The 11,335-nt window shown below is 61.3% G+C and carries 13 protein-coding genes; 10 read left to right on the top strand and 3 right to left on the bottom strand.

Annotated features, from left to right (window positions below):
• Positions 1-38: 38 nt before the first annotated feature.
• Together NZ453_RS04085 and NZ453_RS04080 are read left to right on the top strand one after the other, a co-directional pair.
• Positions 39-992, top strand: coding sequence for a hydroxymethylglutaryl-CoA lyase (locus NZ453_RS04085; protein WP_263769104.1), 954 nt, complete (start codon positions 39-41; stop codon positions 990-992).
• 83 nt (positions 993-1,075) lie between these two features.
• Complete coding sequence (locus tag NZ453_RS04080) at positions 1,076-1,948, top strand: AEC family transporter (protein ID WP_263769103.1); 873 nt, start codon at positions 1,076-1,078, stop codon at positions 1,946-1,948.
• Positions 1,949-1,999: 51 nt separating this feature from the next.
• Here NZ453_RS04080 and NZ453_RS04075 read toward each other — a convergent pair whose 3' ends face one another.
• Positions 2,000-2,770, bottom strand: a complete 771-nt coding sequence (locus tag NZ453_RS04075; RefSeq protein WP_263769102.1) for an SDR family oxidoreductase — start codon at positions 2,768-2,770, stop codon at positions 2,000-2,002.
• Positions 2,771-3,071: 301 nt separating this feature from the next.
• On the opposite strand from NZ453_RS04075, the gene NZ453_RS04070 reads away from it, so the two are divergent.
• From NZ453_RS04070 to NZ453_RS04050, 5 genes are all read left to right on the top strand, one after another.
• Positions 3,072-3,569: a hypothetical protein gene (locus NZ453_RS04070; RefSeq protein ID WP_263769101.1), complete on the top strand. Its 498-nt coding sequence runs from the start codon at positions 3,072-3,074 to the stop codon at positions 3,567-3,569.
• Positions 3,566-4,543: a CapA family protein gene (locus tag NZ453_RS04065; RefSeq protein WP_263769100.1), complete on the top strand. Its 978-nt coding sequence runs from the start codon at positions 3,566-3,568 to the stop codon at positions 4,541-4,543. Before NZ453_RS04070 ends, NZ453_RS04065 begins: the two co-directional genes overlap by 4 nt.
• Before the next feature lie 140 nt (positions 4,544-4,683).
• A complete protein-coding gene (locus tag NZ453_RS04060; RefSeq protein WP_263769099.1) occupies positions 4,684-6,246 on the top strand; it encodes a fumarate hydratase in 1,563 nt (520 codons plus the stop codon).
• Between the two features lie 85 nt (positions 6,247-6,331).
• Positions 6,332-6,676, top strand: coding sequence for a RidA family protein (locus tag NZ453_RS04055; protein WP_263769098.1), 345 nt, complete (start codon positions 6,332-6,334; stop codon positions 6,674-6,676).
• Positions 6,677-7,048: 372 nt separating this feature from the next.
• Positions 7,049-8,173 (top strand): YdcF family protein, encoded by a 1,125-nt coding sequence (locus NZ453_RS04050; protein WP_263769097.1) that lies wholly within the window; start codon positions 7,049-7,051, stop codon positions 8,171-8,173.
• 130 nt (positions 8,174-8,303) lie between these two features.
• On the opposite strand, the gene NZ453_RS04045 is transcribed toward NZ453_RS04050, so the two are convergent.
• Positions 8,304-8,609: an aspartate dehydrogenase domain-containing protein gene (locus NZ453_RS04045; protein ID WP_263769343.1), complete on the bottom strand. Its 306-nt coding sequence runs from the start codon at positions 8,607-8,609 to the stop codon at positions 8,304-8,306.
• A 4-nt stretch (positions 8,610-8,613) separates the two neighbouring features.
• Positions 8,614-8,898, bottom strand: a complete 285-nt coding sequence (locus tag NZ453_RS04040; protein WP_263769096.1) for a hypothetical protein — start codon at positions 8,896-8,898, stop codon at positions 8,614-8,616.
• Between the two features lie 103 nt (positions 8,899-9,001).
• Here NZ453_RS04040 and NZ453_RS04035 point away from each other — a divergent pair, with 103 nt between their 5' ends.
• Genes NZ453_RS04035 through NZ453_RS04025 form a run of 3 tightly spaced genes read left to right on the top strand, consistent with a single transcriptional unit; the run spans position 9,002 to position 11,288 of the window.
• Positions 9,002-9,787: an MOSC domain-containing protein gene (locus tag NZ453_RS04035; protein WP_263769095.1), complete on the top strand. Its 786-nt coding sequence runs from the start codon at positions 9,002-9,004 to the stop codon at positions 9,785-9,787.
• Between the two features lie 35 nt (positions 9,788-9,822).
• The gene (locus NZ453_RS04030) at positions 9,823-10,704 is read left to right on the top strand and encodes a class I SAM-dependent methyltransferase (RefSeq protein ID WP_263769094.1); all 882 of its coding nucleotides are present in this window, start codon (positions 9,823-9,825) and stop codon (positions 10,702-10,704) included.
• Complete coding sequence (locus NZ453_RS04025) at positions 10,701-11,288, top strand: transglutaminase-like domain-containing protein (protein WP_263769093.1); 588 nt, start codon at positions 10,701-10,703, stop codon at positions 11,286-11,288. The genes NZ453_RS04030 and NZ453_RS04025 overlap by 4 nt, the downstream gene beginning before the upstream one ends.
• Positions 11,289-11,335 lie beyond the last annotated feature (47 nt).

Below are 11,335 nucleotides of genomic sequence, written 5' to 3'. Positions count from 1 at the left end.
ACCGGTGCTTGATTCACTCACTTGAAGGACGATTCAAGATGCCCAATACGATCCCGGCATGGCCGGCCAAAGTGACCCTCTGCGAGGTTGGTCTGCGCGACGGCCTGCAAAACGAAAAGACGATTCCCACCGTTGAACAGAAGCTGCAGCTTCTCGACGCCGTGGTCGAGTCGGGAGTAAAGATCATTGAAGTCGGTGCCTTCGTTCATCCGAAGGCCGTGCCGCAGATGGCCGATACCGACGCGCTCTGCCGCGCCATGAAAAAGGTCGACGGCGTCGAATACCGCGCTTTGGTCCCGAATGCGAAAGGCGTGCAACGCGCGTTCGACGCGGGTTTGACCAAGGCCAAGCTCACGGTTTCCGCAAGCGAGGCGCACTGCCTCGCCAACTTCAATAGTTCGCCGGTCAAGATGGTCGAAGGCTTTGCCGATTGCGCCGAGTTTGCGGCCAAGAACGGCATGACGCTTTCCGGCGCCATCTCGACATCGTTCGGGTGCCCCTTCCAAGGTCGGGTGCCGGTCGAACAAGTAGAAAACGTCGTGAGGAGTTTCGTCAAACTCGGTATCACCGAGCTGTCGCTCTCCGATACCACCGGCATGGCAAACCCGCGTCAGGTGTTCGATCTGGCGGCGTACATGATCGACAAGTTTCCGCAAGTGCAATGGGTCATGCACTTCCATAACACGCGCGACATGGCGCTGGCCAACATCGTGGCCGGCATCCAGGCCGGCGTGCGGCTGTTCGACGGTGCTTTCGCCGGCCTCGGCGGCTGCCCGTTCGCGCCGGGGGCCTCCGGTAACGTGGCCTCGGAAGACGTGATCCACATGTTGCACGAGATGGGCATCGATACCGGCATCGACCTCTTGAAGGCGATGGCAACGGCACGCCTGGCCGCCGAGTTTGTCGGCCACCCGGCAGCGAGCGCCGTTCTCAAGGCCGGACGCTGCGAAGACCTCGTCAAGGAAAAGGCGAAAGCCCAAAATAACGCCTGACCGACCGCGGTTCATCGATCCGCTTCACGCCGCCTTCGCGCCTCACCGGCCGAGGCGGCGTTTTTTGTTCTGAGGCCCCATTCATGCTGCTACGCATCGTCGGCATCGTATTCCCGATCTTCATCATCGTTCTTCTCGCGTTTATTTACGGCCGGAGGCACCGACCGGAGATGCTGGCGGCGAACCGTCTGAACATCGAGATATTCCTCCCCGCGCTGATGTTCTCGGCGCTCTCTAGCAAGTCGTTCAACATCGGCGATCATCTCGCTCTCGGCGTTGGGGCCGTTGTCGTCACCCTTGTTTCCGGACTCCTCTGCTGGCCCTTCGCGAAGGCGCTGCGCTACAACGCGCGCACCCTGGTTCCTACCGCAATGTTCAAGAACGTCGGCAACATGGGCATGCCCCTGATGTTGCTCGCCTACGGTGAACCGGCGTTAGGCGCCTCGGTCGTCTTCATGCTGATCGTCACATTGCTGCAGTTCGGTCTCAGTCCGTGGCTGATCAATGGGCGTTCGCGCATCGGCGATATCGTGCGCGAGCCCTTCGTCGTCGCCTCCGTCCTTGGCGTCGCCGTGAGCATGAGCGGCATCGCGCTCTGGCCGCCGATCACCGCGGCGGTAAAGATTCTGGGCGACATTTCGCTCGGGCTGATGATCTTCTCGCTCGGCGTGCGCCTTTCGATGGCGAAACTGAACGCCTGGGGAATCGGCATCGCCGGAGCAGCGATCACCCCGGTGAGCGGCATGCTTGCCGCCTGGGGTTTCGGCGAACTCGCTGGAATCTCGTCCACGGACATGGACTACCTGCTGCTCTTCAGCGCCCTACCCTCCGCCGTCTCCAATTTCATCCTCGCCGAGCGCTACGGCCAGGAACCGGACAAGGTGGCATCGATCGTGATGATCGGCAACGCATCGGCGATCATCTTCGTTCCGATCGCTCTCGCCTTGCGGTTGTAGGGCGGAGAAAGGCGGCTGCCGGAGGCATCCGCCTTTCGTCTCATCTTCGGTTCAGCTTCGGTTGATCGAGGCGCCGCCATCGACGATCAAGGCACTTCCGGTAATAAAGCTGGCCGCGTCCGACGCGAGATGAAGCACCGAACGTGCGATCTCCTCCGGGCTCGCCAGTCGTTTCAAGGCATGGAGCCCGGTAACAAAGGACTTCACTTCCGGCGTGGCGCCAGGCGCATTGACTGGGTTGGCCGGCGTATCGGTCCCTCCCGGCAAGATCGCGTTAACGCGAACTCCCTTTCCGCCCAACTCGACAGCAAGCGCCTGCATGAAGCCCACCAAGCCGGCCTTGCTCGCGGCGTAGGCGGCCATTCCCGGCAGTGCCGCCGTATGGCCGATGAAACTCGAGGTAAAGATCATCGAGCCGCCGCCGCGAGCCAACATCGCGGGCACTTGGTACTTCGCCCCGAAAAACGCGCCGGTGAGGTTCGTCGCCAAGGTGGCGTTCCAATCCGCAAAAGTAAGCTCGCTCACCGGTTTCATTTCCCCCACGATTCCAGCGTTATTGAAGGCGACGTCCAGACCGCCGAAACGACCAACGGCAACCTCTACCAGCTCCTTTGCCAGCGACTCGTCCTTCACGTCGCCGCAAACGGCGGCCGCTTTACCCCCAAAGCGCTCGATCTCCGCCACGAGGCGGTCCAATGCTTCGGCTCGCCGCCCGCTGACGACGACCCTCGCTCCTTCTTCGGCGAACATACGTGCCGTTGCCCAACCGATTCCCGAGCTCGCCCCGGTCACAATCGCCGTTTTTCCCGATAGCACATTCATTTGCATCTCCTGTTGGTTGCCAGAGAGATACAGGTTAGTGATCGGCGGCGGGCCGAACACTCCGTTTGTTGCCTTTGAATTCCCATGCGCGCCGACCCGCACCCGGCCTCTACGCGACAACCCGTGGCAACCGATTTCGGCGCGGCTCCGCTGACTATCGGTAGTTTGGCCTCGGAAGCAAAGCGCTTCTTGGGAGGACTCCCTGCGCTACGGCCTTGCCAGTACGCAGGCTGGCCGACATACTTGCGCCTTACCCTCTCCAGCCCTGAATCGGGCGAGCATTCACCGTATTGATCGCGCCATGCCATCATCACGAATCTTCCGTGCGTCGCCGACCGGATACGGGCCGCGACCGCATCGCTCAAACCTCTTTACCGCGCTTGCCGGCACGCTGTGCCTGTTCGTATTCTCCGTTCAGGCGGCGAGCCAGCCCGTTACCTGCCACTACACCTACGGCGGGGAAACGAAACGAATCGAGGCATCGCCTGTTCCCTCGCCATATACGGTCAAGAGCATTCAGGTGGGGTCGTATTTTCAGTTTCGCGTGGTGGTCCAGGACCGGCCTGCTGACATTGCCTCGGTCAAGGTCTACACCTACGCCGACCGCGATGACGGCCCGGTGCTGATCCACCAGGGAACCTATCCCTATCCGCCAAGGCAATCGCCCAATGCACCGCACGGCTTTACCGGACTGCATGCCGTGTACGAACCGACGCGCGATGGCGAACTTCAGTATTGGTGCGAGGCGAGCCGTCACTCAACTACGTCGAAACACCGCCTGAACGGAGGGACTCGATGACGCGCCGCCTGTCACGATTCTTCCTGGCCTGCGTGTGCGCGAGCATGCTCGCCGGACCGGCCGACGCCGAGTCCATCCGGTTGATCTTTGCTGGCGACGTGATGCTTGACGATGGCCCGGGGAAAACGATCGCCGCAGGCGGCGACCCGCTGGCTCCGTTCGCCGCCTATCTGCGAGATGCCGACTACACGATCGGCAATCTCGAATGCCCGATCGCGAGCACCGGCAAGGCGCACGAGAGCAAGCTCTTCGCCTTCCGGGCCGACCCACGTTCGGTTTCCGTCCTCAAAGGACGCTTCGACGCCATGGCGGTATCGAACAACCATTCGAGCGACTACGGCAAGCAGGCGTTCGTCGAAACGCTCGGCCACCTCGAATCCGCGGGCATCCACCACTTCGGCGGCGGCAAGAACCTGAGCGAAGCCCACGCTCCGCTGTGGATCGAGCGCCGCGGCCTGCGCATCGCTGTGTTGGGTTACAACGAATTCAAACCCCGCTCGTTCGAAGCCGGTGCCGATTACCCCGGCGTAGCCTGGAGCGAAGACAGCCACGTCGTCAGCGACATCCGCGCCGCTCGAGCCGCGGGGGCCGATCTCGTCATCCCTTTCATGCATTGGGGCTGGGAACGCGAAACGACGCCCAGTGAACGGCAACGCCAGTTGGCGCGCCGGATGATCGATGCGGGCGCCGACCTCGTCGTCGGAGGACATCCGCACGTCACGCAGACCGCCGAGTACTACCGGGGCAAGCTGATCGTGTATAGCCTCGGCAACTTCGTTTTCGACGGTTTCGACTACCTGGAGGCCAAGCGTGGCTGGCTGCTGCGTCTTACGCTCGACCCGCGAGGTCTGGTGGAGTGGGACACCGTCGCCGCCGAGATGGACGAAGCCGGTACGCCGCACCCCAAGCCGGGGACTGCGACACCCTGCGGCAAAGCAGGCGACGAACGCGTCAGGGAATGTGCGAGCCCTTGACGAAGCGGCCTTGATGGTAGAATCCCCCGTTGATCGCGGCGCCATTTATGGCGCCGCCCGGCCTGCTTTGACGGCCCGCCCCACCGAATAACGACATTGATTTTTAATCTGTTCTTCTCAACCTTCGAAAGAAATCCGAAATGACTGCCATCAAACAGGAAGACCTGATCCAGAGCATCGCCGATGCCTTTCAGTTCATCAGCTACTACCATCCGCTCGACTTCATCAAGGCGCTCGGCGAAGCGTACGAGCGCGAAGAATCGCCCGCGGCCAAGGACGCCATCGCCCAGATCCTGACCAACTCGCGCATGTCTGCAGAAGGACATCGCCCGATCTGCCAGGACACGGGAATCGGCATGGTCTTCCTCAAGGTCGGCATGAACGTGCGCTGGGACGACGCCACGATGAGCCTGCAGGAGATGGTGAACGAAGGCGTCAAGCGCGCCTACAATGACCCGGCCAACCCGCTGCGCGCCTCGGTTCTCGCCGATCCGGCCGGCGCCCGCAAGAACACCAAGGACAACACCCCGGCTGTCGTGCATTACGAAATCGTTCCGGGCGACCACGTCGAAGTCATCTGCGCCGCCAAGGGTGGCGGTTCGGAAGCCAAGTCCAAGTTCGCCATGCTCAACCCGTCCGACGACCTCGTCGACTGGATTCTCAAGACGGTGCCGACGATGGGCGCCGGCTGGTGTCCGCCCGGCATCATCGGGGTCGGCATTGGCGGCACGCCGGAAAAGGCGATGCTGCTGGCCAAGGAATCGATCATGGCGCCGTGCAACATCCATGAGTTGAAAGCCAAGGCGGCCGAATTTGCCAAGACAGGCGCCAAGCTCACGCGCGCCGAAGAACTGCGCCTGGAAATCTACGAAAAGGTAAATGCGCTCGGTATCGGCGCGCAAGGGCTCGGTGGCCTAACCACCGTGCTCGACGTCAAGGTGCTCGACTACCCGTGCCATGCGGCGAACCTGCCGGTTGCCCTGGTGCCGAACTGCGCCGCGACGCGCCACGTGCATTTCCACCTCGACGGTAGCGGCCCGGCCAAGCTCGAACCGCCGAAGCTCTCCGACTGGCCTGCCGTCACCTGGACGCCCGACCTCAAGTCGGCTACGCGCGTCGACCTCAACACGCTGACCAAGGAACAGGTCGCCGCGTGGAAGCCGGGCCAGAAGCTGCTGCTCAACGGCAAAATGCTCACCGGCCGCGATGCCGCACACAAGCGCATCCAGGACATGCTGGCCAAGGGCGAGAAGCTGCCGGTCGACTTCACCAACCGCGTGATTTACTACGTCGGCCCGGTCGATCCAGTCGGCGACGAAGTGGTCGGCCCGGCCGGCCCGACGACCGCCACTCGCATGGACAAGTTCACCCGCATGATGCTCGAGAAGACGGGTCTCATCTCCATGGTCGGCAAGTCCGAGCGGGGTTCGACGGCGATTGCCGCAATCAAGGACAACAAGTCGGCTTATCTGATGGCCGTCGGCGGCGCGGCCTATCTGGTAGCGAAAGCGATCAAGGCGGCCAAGGTCGTGGCATTCGCAGACCTCGGCATGGAAGCGATCTACGAGTTCGACCTGCAGGACATGCCGGTGACGGTCGCGGTCGACTCCAACGGAACCTCAGTGCATACCACCGGCCCCCAGGAATGGTGCCAGAAAATCGGCAAGATCCCGGTCGAGACGCTCTTCGCCAACAAGCACTAATCCTCCGTCGCACCGGTAACCACCGGTGCTTCAAAACACCAAAAGCCGGCCATGCGCCGGCTTTTTCTCACCCTTGGAGAACACCATGAGCATCGAACGCCACGGCACCACCACCCGCTACTCGGATGTCGTCGCCCACGGCGACACCGTCTATCTCGTCGAAGTCCCGCAAACGCTGGAAGCGGACATCACCGTACAAACGCGTGAAGTCCTGGCCAGCATCGACAACCTGCTTGCTCAGGCCGGCAGCGACAAATCTCGCCTCCTGCTGACCACGATCTACCTCCGCGACATGGCAGACTACGCCGGCATGAATGCCGTCTGGGACGCCTGGGTTCCTCCAGGCACGGCCCCGGCGCGTGCATGCATCGAAGCGAAGCTCGCCGCACCGAACATGCGGGTCGAGATCGTCGTCATCGCGGCTCGATGATCGTTACGGAAGAAGCAGGTAAAGGGTGCCTCGTAGTGACGAGGCACCCGCCGCCACAAGCACTCATAACTCGCTCGCGTCGCGATATCCCTCCAGTGCGGGGCCCACGCTGTTGCCCTCTGTCGCAAAAAAACCACTCTAGTACCAGTAAGAGCCGCAAGCACAAGGCGCGGCGGCGGCGACTCGCCGACACTCTCCGCAACAAACGCGACCTTCGGATCAGACTGCTTGCGCACCGTTACATGCTCCCTTGACACCCGAAGAACACTGGTACGATACTGGTATTACTTTTAACCCCAGATATATCGCGGCGGCGTGTCACATGGAACCTGCGCCGGCCCACACCAAGTTTCTTATCCCAAGGAGATGCTGATGAACAAGAAAAATGGGCTGATCGCGCTCGCATTGAGCGCCCTCCTCGCGTTCGCACCGAACCTCTCGTTTGCTCGTTCCGAGTCCGACGTCGCGGCACCGAGCCACAGCGTACAGGTACAGGCGGATACCGCGGATTACGGTCGCCTGATCAGCAGGCGCCAGATAGTGGATCAATTGTTGGCCGACGCCTTGCAATCCCTGAAAGCACCGGCCCGCATTTCCACCGCCGGCTTCACCGCCAAGATGCCAAGCAACATGGAGTTGGTTACCGATCGTCTTTTGGAGGCCTACCAGCTCGAACCTTACCGGACGGATCTCCTGATCTCCGCCGCCAACGCCCAGATCTATAACGGCAACGTGGAGAGAGCGATCTCCCTGTTCGAAAAAGCGCTGTCGGTCGCGCCGGACGATGTGGACGTCAACTCTTACCTCGCCGTGTGGCAACGTTTCAAGCAGAACGAGGCGGCGACGGCTTACTTGAAGCGGGTGAGCGAGCTGAATGCCGGCCGCGCGGCGGATCTGCAGCGCATCTTCGACACGGTGGACCGCATCGTCCGCACCCCACTCACGACGCAAGCCGGTCCAACCGAGAAAGGCCGGCGGGCCATCGTCGCTTTGGGTTACGCGCTCAACCCGGATGGCAGCATGCACGAAATTCTGGTCGGCCGCCTCGAGACCACCCTTGCCCTGGCCAAGGCGGATCCCGATGCATTGATCATCGTGACCGGCGGCGTACCTCAGAATCGCAAGACGGAAGGCAAGCTGATGGCCGACTGGCTCGTACAACACGGTATCGGCCGGGATCGGGTCATCGAGGAAAACTACGCCACAAGCACCGTAGACAATGCGCTCTTCAGCGCCTACGCCCTCGCGCGCCACAGGATCGACAGCGCCACGCTGGTGAGCTCGGCCAGCCACGTACGCCGCGGACAAGCCCTGCTGGAAATCGCCTGCTGGCAAAGCGGCCCCGCAAACATCCGTATTCAAAGCGTGAGCTATCCTGACAAGCCACTACCCGAACTGGCTAAAGCAAGCGCCGGCGAACTCCTCGGCATCTACCGCGACGCCCTGCGCACCTATGGCCTATGGAGCTATCGTTCAGCCCCGCTCCTGGAGCGCTAAGGCGCAAACGATGGCAGCAGGAAATCATCTCGGGTGCGCAAACTCCCGAGGTGTTTTCCAATCCTCCCGCAAAGCCAGCCTTGGCCTTCGGTCTTCATCGTCGCGAACTCCGTCCTCGTCGTTATGCCGGTCAAGAAACGATCGGTGAGGCCAGATTGCGCAGCAAGGCGACGACACTCCAACCCGCGATCACGCTTGTCCGCGAATGGATATCGACAACGGCTCGTACCTCATCGCCAACTACTTCAATGCGGTGATCGTCCCCTTCGAATCCTGGGACGCTGTGCATCGTCACCGCCGTCTTATCCACACCCGCCGTACATAGGACGGTTGCCACCGCGACAGTGCCCTTGGTCGGGAAAGGCGCGATAGCATCCTTGGCGGTACCGAAGAAGACCTCGGTCTTCGCTTCACAGTCCGGCTTCTTCGCGAGCAGATCCTCAACGTCTGCGCACAGTCCACACCTCGCCTTGGTCGCCAGAGCTTCTGGCTGGAGCCGCCGTACGGCTCACGCAGCCGAAGAATTCCAACTCGTCGAGCAGACCGCCGCGCCAAGCGTCGACAATGATGCTGGAGAGCAAGTCACAACCCACACAATCTTCAGTTTTTTCATCCAGACCTTCTGGTTTATCGAGTTTGAGTTTTTCTGCGGCCCGCGATGACAAGACGGAAAAGGTCACCTCTTCATCAAGAGGGACAACTTCACGATCGTCACGCGCTGTCATCAACGCGACTTGCCATCTTTACAGCATTGCGATGACACTTACGTCTGATCAGGGATACCGAGATTTTCTCGCGGTGACGTTGCCGCTGTTCTGAACGAGGACCATGATGCCAATTGCCATCGACGCCATTTACCGTTACCCGATCAAAGGACTAAGTGCCGAGTCGCTAAGCCAGACCGAACTGAAGGCCGGAGAAGCCCTGCCTCACGATCGACGCTTTGCGATCGCCCACACGGCGACGCATATCGATCCGAACAACCCGGTGTGGCTGCCCAAAACGCGCTTCTTCATGTTGATGCAGGACGAAAAGCTGGCGCAGCTCAACACACGCTTTGACGACACCACCGGCCATTTGAGGATCGAGCAGGCGGGCCGCGCCGTACTCGATGCAAGCCTCGTCCAGCCCGAGGGACGGAAGAAAGCTGAAGCGTTCTTTGCCGAATTCTTGGCCAACCACCCGGGCGGGCGGCCACATATTGTCGAAGCTCCAGGCCACACCTTTTCGGACGCAAAGCAAAAACCAAATTCGACGACATACAAGTACATCTCACTCGTAAACCTCGCCAGCGTGCGAGCCCTCGAAGAACCGGCGCAAATGAGCGTGGACCCGCTCCGGTTTCGCGCCAATTTTTACTTCGACGGCGCTCCCGCCTGGAACGAGTTGAGCTGGGTCGATGCAGAGATCGTCGTCGGTGAAGCGCGTTTGAAAGTCGTCTCCCCGATTACGCGTTGCCCGGCCACCTCCGTCAACCCGGCCACCGCCGAGCGCGACCTCGACATCCCTCGACTGCTCGTGCGCGAGTTCGGCCACAACTACATGGGAATTTATGCGCAGGTAATTGGCGGAGGGACAGTGAGGAACAACGACCGGCTGACACCGCCGGCATGAGCGGTCATACGGAACAAAAGAACACTGGCGGGTACATGCCTCCTACGGCAGAAGACAATCACGCCATGGAACTCGGCAACATCATTTCGAGAACAATCCCCGCCGCACCATGGGGATGCGGCGAGAAGATTCCCTGGAACGATGCGGCCTTCAGCGGGCGGATGCTGCGGTATCACTTATCGCAAGAGCACGACTGGGCGAGTCGCCGCCAAGCGCTGGTCAGTCGCCATATCGCCTGTATCGACCGGTTTCTTGAGAGAGCTTCCCGAGTGCTCGACCTCGGCTGCGGTCCGGGGCTCTACACAAAGGCGCTCGCCCAACTCGGCCATGACTGCGTAGGGGTCGACTTCTCGCCCGCCTCCATCGCTCACGCTCAGGAGACGGCGCGAAGAGACAAGCTCTCCGTTCAGTACATGCTGGCCGACATTCGCGACTACGTTCCTGAAGGTCGTTTTGATCTCGTCATGATGCTGTTCGGCGAATTCAACGTCTTCCGAAAAAGCGACGCACAAGATTTGCTAGCCAAAGCAGCCGGAGCATTAATGCCGGGCGGTACCCTGCTGCTCGAATTCAGTCCCTTCGAAACCATCGCCGAGCAAGGACGACAACCGGCAACCTGGGAAGCGCTCTCCTCGGGTTTGTTCTGCCCGGCGCCGCATCTTTGCCTGCAGGAACATTTTTGGGACGAAGCGTCGACCACAGCGACGACCCGCTACCTGATCGTTGAAACAACGGGCAGAGTCACCGAATACGGGTCGTCATCGAAGGCCTATCGCGAAAACGAGTTCCGCGACATGCTCCAGGCGTACGGCTTCGGGTCCATCAGCAAGATCGACGAGGCAGACTGGCCGCCGGGCGAAGTCTTCGCCGGCAAACTCAACACCTACCGAGCGATATGCACCGGACAAACGCCATGAGCCTTGTTGACGCAGGCCCGTTCCTATCCGTCAGCAAGTATGTCGACTTCGACGACCCGGCCGTTGCGGCGAAGGCCGCCGCGCTCGCCCACAGCGCTTCGTCGCGCACGGAAATCGCGCGGCGTTGTTTCGAATTCGTCCGCGACGAAATCAAGCACAGCGTCGATTTCATGCTCGGCCCGATCACATGCAAGGCTTCGGACGTCCTACGCCACGGGACCGGCTTCTGCTACGCGAAGAGCCATCTGCTAGCCGCGCTGTTGCGCGCGAACGGTCTACCGGCCGGCCTTTGTTATCAGCGGCTCTCCATCGGAGAGCAAGGTGCTCCGTATTGCTTGCACGGGCTGAACGCGGTCTATCTTGACGGATACGGCTGGTACCGGATCGACGCGCGCGGCAACAAGCCGGGCATCAACGCCGCTTTTACGCCGCCCGCCGAAGCGTTGGCCTTCGCCGTTCGCCCACCGACGGAGCACGACTTTCCCCAGATTCTGCCGAATCCGCTGCCCTGCGTAGTCGAAACTCTCGAAGCCCACACCACCATCGAGGAGATGTTGCGGCACCTTCCGGACGTCGCCGCCTGACAACCGCCGAAGCAGCGGCCAGATAGATAGAGGACACAGACCAACGA

It is taken from the genome of Propionivibrio soli (assembly GCF_025770765.1).
In the GTDB taxonomy this organism is placed as follows: domain Bacteria; phylum Pseudomonadota; class Gammaproteobacteria; order Burkholderiales; family Rhodocyclaceae; genus Propionivibrio; species Propionivibrio soli.
This window is presented reverse-complemented; position numbering and strand designations above follow the sequence as displayed.